The organism is Pseudomonas sp. LAIL14HWK12:I10, from assembly GCF_900184205.1.
Taxonomy (GTDB): Bacteria; Pseudomonadota; Gammaproteobacteria; order Pseudomonadales; family Pseudomonadaceae; genus Aquipseudomonas; species Aquipseudomonas kermanshahensis.
Window position 1 is genome coordinate 187,878 of the sequence record NZ_FXWU01000005.1, and the last position, 17,566, is coordinate 205,443.

Annotated in this window: 12 protein-coding genes; 2 read left to right on the forward strand and 10 right to left on the reverse strand. The window is 61.7% G+C overall.

Annotation, left to right across the window (positions count from 1 at the left end):
• Window positions 1-61: 61 nt before the first annotated feature.
• The 10 genes from QOS90_RS13405 to pmrG form a co-directional block, all read right to left on the reverse strand.
• Window positions 62-1,507 carry a curlin gene (locus tag QOS90_RS13405; RefSeq protein WP_085272914.1) on the reverse strand — a complete coding sequence of 482 codons (1,446 nt, stop codon included), beginning with the start codon at window positions 1,505-1,507 and terminating at the stop codon, window positions 62-64.
• A gap of 16 nt (window positions 1,508-1,523) precedes the next feature.
• Window positions 1,524-1,997 carry a curlin gene (locus QOS90_RS13410; protein WP_027593362.1) on the reverse strand — a complete coding sequence of 158 codons (474 nt, stop codon included), beginning with the start codon at window positions 1,995-1,997 and terminating at the stop codon, window positions 1,524-1,526.
• A 16-nt stretch (window positions 1,998-2,013) separates the two neighbouring features.
• Window positions 2,014-4,245, reverse strand: a complete 2,232-nt coding sequence (locus QOS90_RS13415; RefSeq protein ID WP_085272913.1) for an Ig-like domain-containing protein — start codon at window positions 4,243-4,245, stop codon at window positions 2,014-2,016.
• Window positions 4,246-4,277: 32 nt separating this feature from the next.
• Window positions 4,278-5,606 carry a hypothetical protein gene (locus QOS90_RS13420; RefSeq protein WP_027593360.1) on the reverse strand — a complete coding sequence of 443 codons (1,329 nt, stop codon included), beginning with the start codon at window positions 5,604-5,606 and terminating at the stop codon, window positions 4,278-4,280.
• Window positions 5,607-5,830: 224 nt separating this feature from the next.
• Entirely contained in the window at window positions 5,831-6,967 is a 1,137-nt protein-coding gene (locus tag QOS90_RS13425; RefSeq protein WP_085272912.1) for a DUF6708 domain-containing protein, read from the reverse strand.
• A complete protein-coding gene (locus QOS90_RS13430; RefSeq protein WP_085272911.1) occupies window positions 6,967-9,639 on the reverse strand; it encodes a T6SS effector BTH_I2691 family protein in 2,673 nt (890 codons plus the stop codon). Before QOS90_RS13430 ends, QOS90_RS13425 begins: the two co-directional genes overlap by 1 nt.
• A gap of 11 nt (window positions 9,640-9,650) precedes the next feature.
• Window positions 9,651-10,529, reverse strand: a complete 879-nt coding sequence (locus QOS90_RS13435) for a DUF4123 domain-containing protein (protein ID WP_085272910.1) — start codon at window positions 10,527-10,529, stop codon at window positions 9,651-9,653.
• Window positions 10,529-12,688 carry a type VI secretion system Vgr family protein gene (locus QOS90_RS13440; RefSeq protein WP_085272909.1) on the reverse strand — a complete coding sequence of 720 codons (2,160 nt, stop codon included), beginning with the start codon at window positions 12,686-12,688 and terminating at the stop codon, window positions 10,529-10,531. The genes QOS90_RS13435 and QOS90_RS13440 overlap by 1 nt, the downstream gene beginning before the upstream one ends.
• A 470-nt stretch (window positions 12,689-13,158) precedes the next feature.
• On the reverse strand, window positions 13,159-14,037 hold the full coding sequence (locus tag QOS90_RS13445; protein WP_081717468.1) for a phosphatase PAP2 family protein: 879 nt from the start codon (window positions 14,035-14,037) through the stop codon (window positions 13,159-13,161).
• 2 nt (window positions 14,038-14,039) lie between these two features.
• Window positions 14,040-14,729, reverse strand: a complete 690-nt coding sequence (gene pmrG, locus QOS90_RS13450; protein WP_085272908.1) for a lipopolysaccharide core heptose(II)-phosphate phosphatase PmrG — start codon at window positions 14,727-14,729, stop codon at window positions 14,040-14,042.
• Between the two features lie 354 nt (window positions 14,730-15,083).
• Between pmrG and QOS90_RS13455 the strand changes: the two genes are divergently transcribed.
• Window positions 15,084-15,773 carry a gluconate 2-dehydrogenase subunit 3 family protein gene (locus tag QOS90_RS13455; protein WP_256577378.1) on the forward strand — a complete coding sequence of 230 codons (690 nt, stop codon included), beginning with the start codon at window positions 15,084-15,086 and terminating at the stop codon, window positions 15,771-15,773.
• A gap of 3 nt (window positions 15,774-15,776) precedes the next feature.
• On the forward strand, window positions 15,777-17,561 hold the full coding sequence (locus QOS90_RS13460; protein WP_027593353.1) for a GMC family oxidoreductase: 1,785 nt from the start codon (window positions 15,777-15,779) through the stop codon (window positions 17,559-17,561).
• The last annotated feature ends 5 nt before the right edge of the window (window positions 17,562-17,566 follow it).

Sequence of the window (17,566 nt, forward strand, 5' to 3'; positions counted from 1 at the left end):
CAATAAAAAAGGAACCGCGGCACCAGGGAGAGTGAGCACCGCGGTTCAAGGGGGGAGCAGGTTATTTTTGGGTCACAGTGGCCATGTTCGCGCTGCCCAGCTGGCTGATGGTGGCGGTTTGCGCCATGCCGCTCTGGTCGACGAACGCCTTGTTGCCCTGGCCACCCTGGGTCACGTAGGCGACGTTGATGCTGTCGGTCTGCTTGATGGTGGCCTCGTTGCCACTGCCGTAGAGCTGGTTGGTGTAGCTCTGGTTGCTATAGCCGGACTGGTCCAGGTTGATGACGTTGCCGGTGCCCTCGCTGCTGCCGAAGGCATAGTTGTCGGTACCGCGCTGGTCGGCGACCAGGATGTTGTCGGTGCCGTTCTGCTCGAAGAACAGTTCGTTGTTGCTGTCGGCCTGCTTGGTCTGCATCGCGTTGTTGTTGCCGGTCTGGTTCAGCGTGGCCAGGTGGTTGTCGCCGTTCTGCGTCAGGTTGACGCCGTTGCCGTTACCGTACTGGTTGATCACGGCCGTCTGGTTGACGCCGAACTGGCCGCCCATCTTGTCGCCTTTCCAGTTGCTGGCGGTGATCTTGTTGCCGTTGCCTTGGGTGGTCACGGTCAAGTTCAGGTTTTCGCCGTTCTGGTAGGTGTAGTGCAGGTTGTTGTTACCGGTCTGCGAAATGGTGGTGGTCGAGTTGTTGCTCTCGAACTGGTCCGACCAACTGGCGTTGGCCTTGCCTTTTTGCGTGAGGGTGGCCTTGTTAGCGTCGCCGAAGCTTTGGTCGATGTAGCCTTCGTTGAGCTGGCCGGTCTGGGTGACGTTGGCCTGGCTGCCGACTTGCGTGTCTTGCCAGACCTCCACCGAGTTGCCGGTACCGGTCTGGCTGAGGCCGATGGTGCCACCCTCGCCGTCGCGCTGGTCGCCGTAAGCCCAGTTTTCCTTGCCGTCCTGGTAGATCTGGATGTTGCCGTCGTTATGCGTCAGGTGCTCGGCGGCGGCGTAGTTGTCGGCGCCTGCCTGGATGATCATGCTCTGGTTATTGCTGCCGCCGAAGGTCTGCTCGACGAAGGCTTCGTTGCGCTGGCCGGACTGCTGGGTGGTGGCCTGGCTGCCCAGCTGGCTGTCCTGCCATACGGTCGAGCGGTTTTCAGTGCCTTGCTGGGTCTGCAGCGACTGGTTGTTCTCGCCCAGCGACTGGCTGGCGAAGGCATCGTTATAGCTGCCGCCGGCCTGCTGGGTAATCTGGCTGCCATTTTCGAACAACTGCTCGGCGTAGCCTGCGTTGTACGAGCCGGTGGCGCTTTGTTGGATATCGCTGGTGCTGTTGGCCTGCACCGCCAGGTGATTGTGGCCCTTGCCGGTCTGCGACTGGGTGGCCGAGGCGAACGGCGCGAGGGTCTGGGTCACTTCGGCAATGTTTTCCTTGCCGTCTTGAGTTTGGGTCGAGGTGCTGTCGGCAGCCACGACCTGGCCTGCAAGGGCGAGGACGATAGCGGCACTGAGGGGAGCGAGCTTGAACATGGTGGTGCCTCCAGGTCTATCGGTATTGGGTGATCTGAACATGCTGGCCATTGCCGGCTTGGGTCACGGAGCTGTTGAGGCCCGTGCCGGACTGCACGATGTTGGCGCTGTTGTTGTTGCCGATCTGGTCGATGGCAGCGCTGTTGCTGCTGCCGCTCTGGCGGATCGACGCGCTGTTGCCATATCCCTGCTGGCTGATGCTGGCCATCAGGTCACTACCTTCTTGCAGGATGTACGCCTCTTGCGCGCCCCCGGCCTGGACGATGCGGCCCAGCAGGGCCTGGCCGTTCTGGTCGAGGGCGGCGCGGTTGCCCGTGCCTTGCTGCTCGATCACCGCTGCCTGGCCGGCGCCGACCGGTAACAGGCGGATGATCACCGGGTCGCCGAGGTCATTGCCGGCCGCAAGATCGGCGTTGTCCATCAGGTCCTCGGCCCAGCTGGCCTGGCCCGCCAGGGCCAGGCAGAGCAACAGTGGATACAGGCATTTCATGGCGTTCTCCCGCCTTCTACTGCACGACGACGTTGACGGTGCGTGTGGTCCCTGGGCTGGTGGTGATGGTCGCCGTCGGCGCGGCGGTCGGGATCACCGTGGTGCTGTTGCTGACCGCCAGGCGCCAGCGCCCGGTGACCGGTACGGTAGTGGTGCCCAGGGTTTGCACGCCGGTGGTAGTGGTGACACGTACGGTCACAACGTTGCCGGTGGTCACCGACGAGGTGCCGCTGATGTCCCAGTTGTACCGGTTGTTGGAGCGTGCCGTGACCGTGGCTGCGGTGACCGCAAAGGTCTCGGCGGCTGGGCGTGGCGACACGTTGACCGTGACGGTGCCGGCGTTGGACAGCGCCCCCAGCGAGTCACGCACCTGGTAGGTGAAGGTGGTGGTAAAGGCCGCCGTCACCGTGGCCGGTGGGGTGTAGGTCACCGTCGTGCCATCGGTGCTGACGGTGCCTCGGCCGGCAGCGGGTTGTGTGACGGCGGCAACGGTCAACGGCAGGTTGCCTTCCGGGTCGGTGTCGTTGGCCAGCACGTTGATGGTCAGCGGCACGCCCAGGGTGGCGACCGTTTCCGGGTTGGCCGTCGGCGCTTGGTTGGGGGCAACGTTGATGGTCACCGTGGCCGGTTCCGACTTCAGGCCTTTGGCATCCACCGCCCGGTAGTTGAAGGTGGCCACCAGCGGTTGCGTGGCACCGGCGGGTGGGGTGTAGGTGACCGAGGTGGTGCCGTTGAGCACGACGCCGCCAAGGCCGGTACCGGGTTGGGTCAGGTCGCTGATGGCCAGCGGTACGTTGCCGTCCGGGTCGCTGTCGTTCAGCAGCAGGTTGAGGGTCAGCGGGATGCCGACACTGGTGCTGCCGACATCCGCCTGGGCCAGCGGCGGTTGGTTGGCGGCCTCGACCGGCGCATTGCCGACCACGATCACCGGTTCCACATCGCTGCCGCCATGGGCCGACTTGACGGTGACAGTGGCCGGCGGCTGTGCCAGGTCATTCACGGTCAGGCTTTGCAACGTGCCCGATTTGGACATCCGGCCATAGCCTTGGGCGAGCATGTCGGGGATGGCCACTTCGTCGCTGGAGCGGGCCTCGATGAACAGGCGCTTGTTGGCCCAGTCGTAGCGTGCGGTGCTGACCTTGACCACGTCAGTCAGCTTGCTCGACAGTGCGGTCGGCTGGGTGCCGGCAGTGCTGTTGCTGGCAGTCACCACCACCACGGCGGGCGGCACGGCCTGGCCGAACTGCTGGCTGAAGAACAGCCCGTTGTTGTCTGTCAGCAGGTTGAACTGGCAAGGCGAAGGCGGCGTGCCGATCAGTGCCAGGCCATTGCGCATGCACAGACTAGCGTCATGCGGGGCCCTGGCGAACACCTCCACACGGGTGCCGGAGCCGTTGCGCGAGTAGGTGGCGCGCTCCAGGGTCACTGGCGTTTGCGCACGCTGGTCGAGCACCTTGCCAGACACCGTGAACAGCGACGTTTCGATGCGCCCGGGCGGGCCGTCGATACGGATGAAGTTGGTGTTGAACGGGCTGCCGACCACGGTCTCGGGCCTGTTCGGGTCACCAATGAAGGTGTCGGTGGCGCCGGTGTCTGGGTTGACCTCCAGGTACGGCCCGCCAGCGCCTCTTAGCCATGGGCCCAGCGCGCCGTTGAGCGCACCGGTGAAGTTACCAGGGGCACCGATGCCGATGTCACGGGTGATGTTGATCGCGCGCCGGCCAGGGGTGGTGACGTTGACCGTCTCGACACCGTAGGGGTGGGTAATGGTGTAGACACCGGCCCGGGGCACCGAGACGCGGATGCGGATGCGGGCAAAGCTCTGCTGGTCGCCATCCACCGGGTTTTCAGCGGCAAAGGCGGCCTCAAGGCCGGCGACATAAGCGTCCAGTTCATAACCGCTGTTGCCCACTGCCGGGATGGTGGCTTCGGCCAGGAACCAGAACATCTCGGGTGGCCAGTTGTCGGGGAACACCAGGGGCAAGGCGTCGTCGTAGATGCCCGGCTCCGGCAACAAGGTACACATGTAGGACGGTGCACCCGGCGCGCCGGCAACCCGCGAACTGGTGGCGCGTGACTGGCACAGCTCAAGCGACAGGTCGTTGCCGTCCTTGTACCACATCGGGTAGCCGCCGGTGGCGAAGGTGTAGGGCCCGGGGTCGACATCGGACAGCGCGGCGAAGGCAGCGCTGGTGACAGTGAGGGAGAAACCGGCGGCGAACAGCGCACGGCGTGGCCAAGTGTTCATGCTGCCTCCTTGAGGGCTGAGCCTTTGTCTGTTCATGGCACCAGCACCACGTCTTCGCTGTCGCTACCGCCATTGGCGCTGGTGACTTGCACTTTGGCCGGTGGGATGGGCGAAAGGGATGTGCTCAATGTCTTCACCGCGCCGTTACCACTGAGGTTGCCCAGCAACGTGCCGTTGCCAGTGTGGGCGGTGAGGGCGGGCGGGCTGGTTTCGTCACTGGTGCTGGCGACCAGCGTCAGTTGCCCGGTGGACAGGTGGTATTCAGCCTGGGTGATGGTCACCAAGTCGGTCAGTGGCAGGTTGGCCGTGGTCAGGCTGCTGGTCGGGATGGCCACGCTGTTGTCGGCGGTCAGTACCAGCGTGGTGGGCACATTCGGGTTGAGTACCGACTGGGCGTACCAGGCACCGGTGCCGTTGGCTTCGGTCAGGTTCAGGTTTGGTGTCTGGCTGGTCAGGGTGACGGCGGCCGGTGGCGGCGGGGCCATGACGAAGACATCTTGCTGGGCGTGCAGGTCGCCATTCTCGGTGCGCCGCGAGTAGGTGGTGCGCTGCGGCATCAGCGGCGTGGGCAGGGCAACATCGGAAAGCTTGCCCGAGATCGAGAACAGCTCGGTCCGCAGGTCGATGCCCCCCGGGCCTTCGATGCGCACAAAGTTGGTGTTGAACGGGCTGCCGGTCACACGCTCATCCAGGTTCGGGTCGCCGATGAAGCGCTCGCTGCCTTCGGTGTAGGGGCCATTGACGCTGCGCAGGAACGGCCCGACATCGCCTTTGAGTGCGCCGCTGAAGTCGCCAGCGCCAGCGATGCCAATGTCGCGGGTCATGTTGATCGCCCGGCGCCCACCGGCCGGTACGTCAAAGACTTCGACCCCGTAAGGATGGGTGACCACGTAGGTGCCTGCAGTCGGCACATCGACGCGAATACGCACCCGGGCGAAGCTGACCTGGTCGCCTTCGACGGGCTCTTCGGCGGCAAATGCTGCCTCGATGGCCGTGCCGTAGCTCAGGTCGATGCCCCGTGCAGCGTCGACGATGGCGGCGTCGGCGGTGAACCAGAAGGCTTCGTCAGGGAAGTTGGTGGGGAAGGCGATGGGTTGGGTGTCGTCGAACACGCCGGGGGTGGGTAGCAGTGTGCACATGTACGCCGGCGCGCCGGGAGCACCGGCGACCCTTGAACTCACCGCTTTGGTCAAGCACAGGTCGAGGGTGCGACCATGACTGTCCTGGTACCAGCCTGCAAAGTTGCCATTGGCAAGGTTGTAGGGGCCGGGGTCGACAGCGTTCAATGCAGCCTGTGCCGGGATCTGGAGCATGCCGGCGAAAATCGCCACTGCCAGCGGGTGGGGTATCGGTCGGAGCATGAGTCAATTCCTCCTGCAAACGGGCCCATGGACTTGGGGCGTCTGGGAGGAGATCGGCAATAGGCGTGCCAAACCGAAATAAATGACTCGCAGGCCTTGTACAACGGGGGATACGGCCGTTTCGTGGGTTTCTTTTACGGTGCTTGCCAATGGGCCCGGTACCCCCAGCATTGGGGAATTGGGTCGGTGGTTGCGACCCACTCGCTTGCCTGTGCGGCCCGCTTCTATGTCGGTGTTTTTGGTGATTTGGAAGTGCGTGGTTTCCGTGGTTTTTTCTCGGGGCGCTTGCCGGGTTTTAGCTGCCAACGGTCGGCATTGGCGAGTAGGCGTTCCTGGATGTCGGGCGGGTAGTCACTCAATGTGGTGGGTGGAGGCACTGGTTTGCCGGGCAAACCTGCCTCGCGAATCACCTTCGGCCAGCGCGGTCGCCAGCACAGCAGCAGGCTGACCCAGTGCGCGGTGCCGATGATGACGAAAGCGGGCCAGACCATGAGCAGGGCGAGTTTGAACAGCCAGCTGCTTTTGCGGAAGAAACGGCCGAGGCCTTCGAATTGGGCGCTGAATGCCTGGATGGGCGAGGGTAATTGGGTACTCAAACGGGGGCGGGGGACAGCGTGTGGGCCTTCTTCCATGTAGCGGCGGATGAACTCCCATTCGTCACGGAGCTCGCTGCCGCCTTGGCCTTGCTTGCCGAGTAGGGCCATTTCCATGTGGGGCAGGCCGGTACGGCTGGGGTGCCAGACCAGGCCTAGTCTCATGCCTACGCTGAGTGAGTCGTCCTCAGGGTAGATGCCTGTACTTCCGGTTGTTTTCCAAGGGAACGTTACGATGCCGCCGCAATAACTTGGCCGATGGAGGTGGACTTGCTGGGTTTTTCGATTGAAGCGAATAAGCAAATGGCGACTGGTCAAAATTTCCAGTCTGGTTAGACGAACGCCATACTTCGAGTATAAGTAAATTATGGTCACAGAAGCGGATGACATTATAAGGGTGGTGAGTATCGTAATTGGGGAGCGGGTTTCATGGTCGGTTATGTCTAACCATATGAAACCAATGGTGATGATTATTGAGATAAGGGCGGCCGGAGCAATCCCGCCGAGAGTTGCGAGCGTAATGAGGCCGCGCTTTTCTTCAGATCCTCCACAGCGCATTTCTAGAAATATTTCGTTAAAAGCAAAAACTGGGCCTCTTGCTTGAGGCCTTTCGCTGACGGTTTGGAAGTGTAACTCTTCCTCTAAGTCACTCTGATAGAAGTCTTTATTGGCGTGGATCTCTGCCGGAGTCATCTCTAGTTCGAGCGATTTGCGTGCCGATTCTGATTGGGTTGCCATCCGCCAGAATCCCCATTCGATCAAATACATTATGAGGCCTCGCTGAATGCAGAGTATAAAGCTTTCAGTTCTTCTTGTTCGTCATATCGATTTGCGCTTTTTCCCATGCGAAAACTACTGCGCTTGCACCACTTTTCCAAACTGTCATCTTCAAATATATAGATCAATATCGTTAGGACTAAGCCTATCCAAAAGGTGCCTAGAACTAAACGGGCGAGTATTAGGCGGGCAGCTTGCGTTCCGAGGTGGTTGGCAAGCGTTCCTGCGGATCTGGCTAGCATCCTTGAGACCTTAGTTTTGGCGTTAAGGGATAAATGGTCAAAGAGTGGTTTTGCTATTGCAATTGCCGTTCCCAATTCCGCCAGTGAAAGTGTGACAGTCGCCGCTGCTCGTACAAAGTAAGTAGCAGCCAAGAGTCTGGACTTTTTTCTGATCTGTCCCCTAGGTCCATCCAGACTGCTCTTAAAATGCTCAACCGCATCTACAAAATCCCACCACGCCAGCATCCCCCCGCCGATACTGGCCAAACTACCCCCCCAAAGCTTCAACCTCCCCAAGCTCGCCGCCGCCCCTCTCCCAGTCACACTATTCGCGCCATACCGCGTCACCACCTGGTCCACATAACTGGCGCCAATCTCGAAGCCCGCCGCAGCCGTAGTCATGGCCGCTGCAAAGAGTTCGGTCTTCACCCGTCCATCACTGTCTGGCAGTTCGCGTGCCTTGAAGGCCATCAGCATGCCTTCGAGCAAACACACCAAGCCTGCAGCACGCACCTTGTAGAAGTCGCTGTTGTTGGCCTGCATCAGGCCTTCGGCCCAGGCCTGGTCCAGATAGCGTGCAACCTGGGCACCACTGCGCTGTGGGTTCAAGGGCTGCCCGCTGCGAGCCGCTTCGCCCAGGCGTATGTCGACGGCCGTTTCATGTACCGAGGCGAACAATGTCAGGCGCAGGCCATGGTGCAGCGCGCGGTCCACACTGCTGGGTGCCCCGGTACGCAGCACTTGGCGCCCCAGCGCGACGTACCAGGCATACAAGCCGATGCTGGCGGTACTGTTTCTGCTTTGTAGCTCCTCGTACAGCGTGTTGATGCGCCCGAAGGCATTCGCCGCGATGTGCGCCTGCCGGGCGAGCGACTCACGCAACGTGAAAGAGGTCTCTGAGGCCGGCTCGGCCTTGGCCGCTTCCAGAAGCGCGGCAAGCGCTTCGCGGATGTCATCCTGGTTGTAGCTGATGCCGCGCATTGCCAGATTGCTCCGATGCGCCACATCGCTGCGCCACCAGTGGTCCAGTACCGTCGCGCCCCACTCGCTGAGCTCCATGCCGATTACGCACTGGCCGGTTTGCTCGGCAAAGGCCAAGCCATTGATCAGGTCGGCATTGTCGTAACGGTCCAGGGCCTGCAGCAGGCGTTCGCTGAGGAGCCATCGGGTATGGTCCTTGGCGCGGTCTTCTGCAGCTTGCTGGGCTTGTTGCATCGCTTGCTCGAAGCCTGCGAGCTGATCGTGCATGGCTTGGCGGTCGACCAGTTGGCCGTACTTCTGGTCGAACTTGTTGCTGAATTCGCCAGCATCCTGGCGGGCCTGAACCTTGGCCCGGACTTCGCGTTCGTACTGCGCCAGATGAGGTTTCATCCGTGCGTCATGTGCATCGGCCTGCTGGCGAGCGTGGTCGGTAAACCCATAGAAGTCCACAGGCGTCACCGGCTGCTTGCGCACGGCCTCGGCCATGACCTCACGCTTGACGATGCGCTCGGCCATCATCTGCGGGTAGAGCTTCTCGATTTCCAGAAACGACTGCGCAACAAGCAGTTTGCGCTCATTGTCCACGCCGGGTTCCACAACGCGCTGTAGCCAGTGGGTCTTCACCTCGTCGACGGCTGCATTGCGCCAGGCATTGAGCTCTTGGGTAATGCCGAGGGCATCCTCGATCACGATAGCGGCGCCGCGCGGCTTGGTTTGATTCATGGGCGGTGCCAGGGCTTGCCGTGAAGCGTGCGGGGACACGATCTGAGCGTTGTTGAACGGCTGCAGGTCGAGCAGGGCCTGCAGGTCTGCGTCGTCCTGGGCCTTGAAGTCGGCTACCCAGTTCAGTTGGTCGTGCTTGAGCACGTGGGGCTGTGGCGGCGCGTCAGAGGGTTGAATGAACCCTGCGATATCGATCGCGGGCAGGCTGCTGCGGTACTCGTCTTCGAGCAGGCGGTAGTTGTCGAGCATGCGCGGCGTGAGCGGGGAGGGGCTGAACAACGGGCGCAGTTCCTGGATGTCGTCCAAGTCGTAGAGCGTGATGGTCCAGCCGAAGGCGCGGATGATGTCCTCCAGGTTGCCTGCGCTAGGGGCAGGCTCCCATGGGGCGTCGGCGCTGATGTACAACAGTGAGCCATTCGGCGCCACGCGGTACTGGCTGTGCCATTCGTGCGCCGGTGCGCTGTGGCGTTTGATCAGCAGGTAAAGAAAGCCTTCGCGCAGCGGGCGGATGGCGTAGCTGGAGTGGGTCAGCGCAGCCACCTCCTGAAAGGGGCTGAGGTAGCCCGGCAACTTGGGCAAGCGGGCGCGTTGTGCCGGGTTTCCGCCAACGGCGGCATAGCGCAAGGGCAGCAGTTCGAAGCGGCGGGTGCAGTCGGCGACGGGGCTGTTGCGTAGCGCGGGGCGGTAGCCGGTTGTGATACGTCTGCACAGGTCGAGCGTGTCGGTGAGCGAATCCATGGGCGTGTGTTTTAGTCCTTTATGCGCAGGCGTCGCTGCACGTTGTCTATAAGGGCGGTGTGCTGTTCGCGGGTGGCGATGATTGCCTCCTGCCAGGCTGGTGAGGTGTTGAGCTGATCACCGTCGCGAGCCATCATCAGTACATAGGTGATGAGGTCCTCCTCACGGGCCAGGCCTTGCTCGCGTGCCTGGTCGAGGTAATGCTGGATCAGGCCGACGCGCGTGCCGTGGCAGTCACCCGTCAAGGCTGGGCAGTGCTGAGTGTCCTTCAGTACCTCGGCAAGCTGGTAGCTCAGCGGGTCGCCGGCCAATGCTGCCCAGCAATCTTCGTCCAGCGTGATCGGCGTGACGTGCGCAGCGTGAGGTTGATCGCCGCCCGCTATTTGCAACCACAGCGTTTTGTGTGGATGTGCAACAGGTGCCCACCAGTGATAGATGGGCGCCAACCATTCGCTCACCCCAGGCAAGTGACGGTGGCTATCGAGCGCTTGCAGTGCAGCAGCGGTGTGGTAACGCAGAAGGTACGAATGGCCATCTGCGCCTGTGACGATGTTGGCCTGGCTCAAATGCAGCGCGAGTTCGGCAGGTGGCAATGCGCTGATTATCCAGCCACATACCGCGCCCTCTGCACCTTGTTCGAGCTGCCATTTAAAGTCGTACTGGGCTGAAACATCGGAGCCGGGACGCGAGCCGAACAGCCAGGGGCCCACTGCCCGCAAATTGCTGAATTGGGCTTGCTGTAACAGTGGCCAGCAGCGCTGCGAGTAATACGCGAGCAGGTCTTCCCGAGCCTTGGGTGAAAGATCGGCCATTTCCACAACCGCGCTCAGGCGGTACCGGTCGGATACTCGCAGGGCCTTGACCAGTGCTCTAACGAATGGGCTGGGCATCAGTGTGCTCCCGCCATACGGATCATGGTGTGGCCGTTTGTGATCGCTTTCAGCAAACAACTGAGGCAAATGGGCTCGCCGGGCTCAGGAATGCCAGCGGTCGAGGTTGTGCGTTGGCTGCCCTTTGCCTGCTGGTGGATCGGCCCTTTAAAGGCCACTGCCACACCGTCCAGCGTCACACCGGCCCCATCGATTCGCAGCAGCCCGCCTGGGCTCCGGATCGTCAGGCTCTCGCTGACCTGTATGTCATAAACCTTGGTGGTGTGCCGGATGGCTTCGCCGGTCTGCAACAGGTGATGACCGCCCACCACCTGTTCGAGGTGGCCACCAATGTCTACCGTGTGGTTGGCTTTGGTAATGTCCTGGCGCTGGTTGCCAACCGTCTCGATGCGGTCCTGGCCGGTGACGATTGTGTGCGTCCGGCCAATCTTCAAGCTGTTGTCATTGCCGATGTCGTGAATCCGGTCTTGGCCGATGCTGACGGACTCGTCCCGGCCGACGTCTTCCCGGCGGTCCTGGCCAACCGAAACCGTTTCGTCACGTTCGACCCGTTCGGCGCGATCGTTGCCGACCTGCGTCGTTTCGTTATGCTTTACAACGTTGTTCTGGTCCCTTTCTGCATGGATGAACACCTCCTGGCGACCCAGTTCGTCCTCGAAACGCAGTTCGTTGAAGCCATCGCCCTTGTGGGTCTGGCTCTTGATGGTCATGCGCGTCTTGTGCTCGGGCAGGTCGTACGGGGGCAGCTGATTGCCGCAGTAGGTGCGGCCGGTGATCATCGGCTGGTCCGGGTCGGCGTTGACGTACTGGATGATCACGTCCTGGCCAATACGCGGGATGGCCATCGAGCCCCAGCTGCCACCGGCCCAGCCTTGCGACACCCGCACCCAGCAGGAGCTGAATTCATTGTTTTCGCTCTCCCTGTCCCAAGGGAAGCTGACCTTGACCCGGCCCCATTGGTCGCAATAAATCTCCTCGCCAATTGGACCGACGACGGTGGCCATGTGCGGGCCGTCGATGCGTGGCTTGGCCAACGGCGCCGGGCGCCATTCGGCTTTGCCTAGCACCAGCACGGCGTCTTGCGTGTAGCGCGTGCCTTGCCTGGCGCTGGCGGCTTCTTCCTGCAGGCTGGTGAACTGGGTACCTTCGTGGTGCACGTTGACCACACGCCAGTGATCGTTCAAGTCTGGCCGTGGGTGCCCGATCAGGGTGAAGCTCAGCCCCGGCTGCAGGCGCATGTCATCGCCTTGCACTTCGGCAATGCGGGCATCATGGCGCAGCGCGGTGATCCGGGTGGCGGTGAAGGGCACGCCGACCGCATCACGCTTGTAGCGGCCGGGGTAGTCGAAGCGCTCGTACGCGGTGGATTGGTGCGTCAGGCCACTCGCGTCTGCGCGGTGTTCCTGGCGGTATTCGGGGTTGGTGAACGTATAGTCGCGTTGCACCTGTCGTGCAGTGCGCACCTGCTCGCTATAGCGTAGGCGGCGTAGACAAGGCTTTGCCTGAGCGCCCCCACTATTGGCGTGGTACAGCACTAAGTTGGGGTCGATGTCATCGTCATCACCGGTCTTGTTGCCACCCTGGCTGATCTGACCCAGCGAAAGCAACCGATCAGTAATGACCAGCATGTGGTGTTTGGGTGTGTGCTCGAAGCGGTAGATAAAGCCTTCTTCGGCCGCCAGGCGGGCGATGAAGTCCAGGTCGGTTTCACCGGCCTGCACGCAGAACTCCCGTACCGCATGGTCACCGCAGCTGTGCAGCTCAAAATGAAGGATGCCTTGGCGCTTGAGCATGAGCTCAAGAATCTGCGGGGCGGTTTTGTTCTGGAAGATGCGCCAGTTCGAGCGCAGCCCGGCACGCGCCAGCGTGGGTTCGACCAAGGCGCGGTAACGCGTACGGTGAATGCTTGTCTCACCTTGGCTGAAGGTGCTGACCAGGCCGTGTACGTAGCGCAGTGGCTGGTCTCCCCGCCAGAGGGTGAACAGCACCGGTTTGTCGAGCAGCTGGCCAAAATCGACATCGTCTTGGAAACTGACCAGCTCCAGGTTTAACTGGAAGGGTGTGCTGATCGCTTCGTCGAGCTCGAACGAAACCACTTCAAACTCAACCTGGCCAACCAGCGGCTGGAAGGTGAAGCGCAAATCGGATTGGCTAGGCATGTGGATTCCCCCAAAAGTGCCTGAGTACGGTCATGACGAGCACTTGCTCGCTACTGCTGCAAGATGACGTTGAGCGACTCGAGAACTTCGGCGGGGATGACGGAGAGTACCTGCGGGCTCCAGGGTATTGCCGACAGCTTGCGCAGTGGGGGGGCTTTCAGGTGGTGGACGGCTATGCGACGGCTGCTCCCCACGCGCGTCTTCAAGCAGGATTGGCTGGTTGGTGGGCACTGTTTTACCAGTGCCATCGGGCTCACTGAACATTCCTGGTCCTCGTGTTTGGGCAGGCAGCGTATGCACTGGGCATGGGCCGACCGTGTGGCCAGACGCAAGCATTTAGCTGATGCCTGAACACTAACGAGGAATCAATTCATGGGTGAGTACTGAGCGTCCTATAAACGTGTAGGAAAGTTCGATTTCTATTCTGTTAAGAAACAATTGGTTGCAGGTAAACAAGGCGAACGGTGTGTTCAAGCATCTCGATTCGGCTCTTGCTCGGCGCAAAGCTGGCCTTGCAAGGGTAGTGAGCTGATCGAATGAACTGGGGAACAATGCCTTGCAGGGCTGTGATTTGGCGCCTGCAAGGCCAGGCGGCCGTAGAACAGCAAGGCAGTGGCCCAGGTGGTGAACCAGACGAACAGCCCTGCCCAGAAGGTGTGGGACATGTAGTGCCAGCCTTGCAGCACGCGGGTGGTGCCGTAGACGAACCCCAGCAACAGGATCGCCACCAGCAGCTTGCGCGCATGCATCCAGCGGTGGCGTAGCGCCACGAAGTACAGGGCCAGCAAGGTGAATCCACTGGACGCATGACCGCCTGGCCAGCATCGGCCATCGCCGGCCTTGTCCAGCCAGGTGAAGTGCTCGAACCACTCGACCCGCGCCTGCTGGCCGCCGTACAGCGTCGTTTCCACCGGGCAGTACACGCTGGTATGGCTTTTCAGGTAATGGATGACGGTGGTGCACAGCGCGAAGGCGACCACTACGAACAACAAGTCGCGACGGTGGTGGGTGGTGAAGCGCAATACCGGCGCGATTCGGGCGGTTTCCAGCCACCGCGTAAGGCCCCATTGCGGGTGATTGGCCAGGCGCGGCCAGGCGAACGACAGCAGCGAGCCGATTACGGCCAGTTCACCGGTCCAGTTCGGTAATACCCGTGGCCACTTGTGGGTGACCTTTTCGAACCATTGATTGTGCAACAGCGGAAATTGACCGGTGGCCGGGTCGATCAGCAGGTTGCTGATCCAGCGGTCGAGTTCGGTCAGGTCGAAGGCGACGAAGACGATGCCCGCCAGCAGCAGCGGTAGCAGCAGGTTGTTGCGGTAGAAGGCGGCGCGTGAAGGTACAGGCATGGTCAGATTTCCCGGGCATCAGCGAGTTTGCGCCACTGGCTGGCATCCATCTGGCCCAGCACCCGGGCCTTACCATCGTCGCCCTGGGTGATGAACAGCGCGCTGGCATAGCGGTTGGAATCCGCGTCAGTGTCGACGTTGAGCTGGCGTTCCACCTGCTCCAGGCAGCCACTGTGGCTGACCAGCACCAGGTTGCGGCCGGGTTGCTTATGGGCGAAGGCATTGCTGGCGAAGGTGTGGTCACACTGGTTGAGCCAGTCCTGGGTGGTGATGGCTTTGCCGAACATGAACTGCGCGGTCTGCCGAGTGCGCACTTCCGGGCTGGCCCACACATCGGCGCTGCGCAGGCCAAGGCGTTGCAGGCCTTGGCCGACGTCGGCGGCTACCCGGCTGCCCGCCAAGGTAATACCGGTGGGGTCGTCCAGGCAGGCACCGCGTGAGCGGTCGCAGCGTTCGGCGTGACGAATTACCACAATGACTGAGCCCTTGGACCAGGCGCTGTGCAAGCCACTGCTGTGCAACGTATGCGGGTTGCCAAGGTCTGCAAGGGCAGGGCGTGCGGCAGCCCATGCAGCGAGAGCCACCAGCGCAACCGATACACACATCGCCACCAGCAGCGCTTTGGCGCGGGGCAATCGGTAGTGCCGGGCGAGCTTAAGGGCCGGCGGGGTGTCGATGACGCCATGCAGCATGCTGTCACTCCAGTGAGCGCGAACAACGGACCGGAACCGGTGGCTCGGATCCTTTGAGAGTGCGCGCACTTTAGGTAGCAGGATGTCGCCAGAGGGTGAGGCTGATGTGAAAAATACCTTATCCGCGATGTTGGGCATTATTGCTGAAGGCCAACAATGTCAAGAATGAAACCGGTTTCAAAACATTTCTGAACGCGCTAGATTATTCGGCTGTCTTCTACACGCGCCCGCTTGCGCGAGTACCCCATTGAAAAATCAGATGGCGCAAACCAAGGCCGCCCCTACCGCTGATGAGGATTTGAAATGCCTAAGCATGCCCCAGACAATCCGCGCCGGGAATTCCTGCGCTAGACCTTGACCTTGATACCGGTCGCCACCGTGGCCAGCACCGGGCTGGGCCTGGGTGCCAGCCAACTGTTGGCCGAACCTGTGCGTGAGCCTAAGGTGCCTGTCGCTGCGCCGGCGGGCGATTATCAGCCAACCTTTTTCACCGCCGAAGAATGGGCCTTCGTGCAAGCCGCCGTGGCCCGCATCATCCCTGCGGACGAACTGGGCCCCGGTGCGCTCGAAGCCGGTGCCGCCGAGTTCATCGACCGCCAGATGAATACCCCCTATGCCACTGGCGCCCAGTGGTACATGCAGGGGCCGTTCAACGCCGACGCCCCACCAGAATTGGGCTACCAGCTGCAACTCAGCCCGCAACAAATCTACCGACTGGGCATCGCTGCCGTGGACGGCTGGTGCAAAGCCAACTCGGGCCAAGTGTTTGCTGTGCAAGATAGCGCTACCCGAGACCGCATTCTCGCCAAGGTCGAAGCCGGTGAGCTGGTGTTCGACGCGCTGCCGGCCAAGCTGTTTTTCAGCTTGCTGGTACAGAACACCCGCGAGGGATTCTTCTGCGACCCGATTCACGGTGGCAACAAAGGCATGGTGGGCTGGACCCAGATCGGCTTCCCCGGTGCACGGGCAGACTTCATGGACTGGGTCGAGCGCAACGAGCCTTACCCGTTCCCGGCAGTGTCGATCCGCGGCGAGAGGGCCTGAAGCATGGCGAATGTGTTGAAGAAAGTAGACGCCGTGATCGTGGGCTTCGGCTGGGCCGGCGCGATCATGGCCAAGGAATTGACCGAGGCGGGGCTGCAGGTGGTCGCCCTGGAGCGCGGGCCAATGCAGGACACCTACCCTGAGGGCAGCTACCCGCAGGTGATCGATGAGCTGACCTACAGCGTGCGCAAGAAGCTGTTCGTCGATGTGTCGAAAGAGACCGTCACTATCCGTCACAGCGTCAACGACGTTGCGCTGCCCAACCGTCAGTTGGGCGCCTTCTTGCCAGGCAAGGGCGTGGGCGGTGCGGGCTTGCATTGGTCCGGCGTGCATTTTCGGGTAGACCCGATCGAGCTGCGCATGCGCAGCCATTACGAAGAACGCTACGGCAAGGCGTTCATCCCTGAAGGCATGACCATCCAGGACTTCGGCGTCACCTACCAAGAGCTTGAGCCGTACTTCGATTTTGCCGAGAAGGTGTTCGGCACCTCGGGCCAGGCCTGGACCGTCAACGGCGCGGTGGTCGGTGAAGGGAAGGGCGGCAACCCCTATGCGCCTGATCGCTCCAACCCGTTCCCGCTGCCCGCACAAAAAAATGTGGTGTCGGCAAAACTGTTCGAGAAGGCCGCCACCAGCCTCGGCTACAAGCCGTACAACCTGCCTTCGGCCAACACGTCGGGCCCTTACACCAACCCGTACGGCGCGCAGATGGGGCCGTGCAACTTCTGCGGCTTCTGCAGCGGCTACGTGTGCTACATGTACTCCAAAGCCTCGCCCAACGTGAACATCCTGCCCGCGCTGCGCCAGGTGCCGAACTTCGAGCTGCGCGCCAATGCCCATGTGCTGCGCGTGAACCTGGATGACAGCAAGCGCAAAGCCACGGGCGTGACCTACATCGACGCCCAAGGCCGGGAGGTGGAGCAACCGGCGGATCTGGTGATTCTCGCAGCCTTCCAGTTCAACAACGTGCGCCTGATGCTGCTGTCCGGCATCGGCAAGCCTTATGACCCGGTCAAGAACGAAGGCGTTGTCGGGCGCAACTTCGCGTACCAGAACATGGGCACGGTCAAGGCGTTCTTCGACAAGGACACCTACACCAACAACTTCATCGGTGCTGGCGGTAACGGCATTGCGATCGATGATTTCAACGCTGACAACTTCGATCACGGCCCGCACGGTTTTGTCGGTGGTTCACCCATGTGGGTCAACCAGGCGGGCAGCCGCCCAATCGCCGGTATCGCCAACCCGCCCGGCACCCCCACCTGGGGCAGCGCCTGGAAGAAGGCCACAGCCGACTACTACACCCACCAGGTTTCGATGGACGCGCATGGCGCGCACCAGTCGTACCGTGCCAACTACCTGGACCTGGACCCGACCTACCGGGACGCCTTTGGCCAACCGTTGCTGCGCATGACCTTCGACTGGCAGGAAAACGACATCAAGATGAACCAGTTCATGGTCGACAAGCTCAGCAAGATCGCCCAGGCGATGAACCCGAAGTCCATTGCTGTGTTGGGCAAAAAGGTCAAGGAACACTTCAACACTGCCAGCTACCAGACCACCCACCTCAACGGTGGCGCAATCATGGGCACTGACCCCAAGACCAGTGCGCTTAACCGCTATCTGCAGAGCTGGGACGTCCATAACGTTTTCGTCCCAGGGGCGTCGGCATTCCCGCAGGGGTTGGGTTACAACCCGACCGGTTTGGTCGCGGCATTGACGTACTGGTCTGCACGGGCGATCCGTGAGCAGTACCTGAAAAACCCTGGCCCACTGGTTCAGGCTTGAGGAGC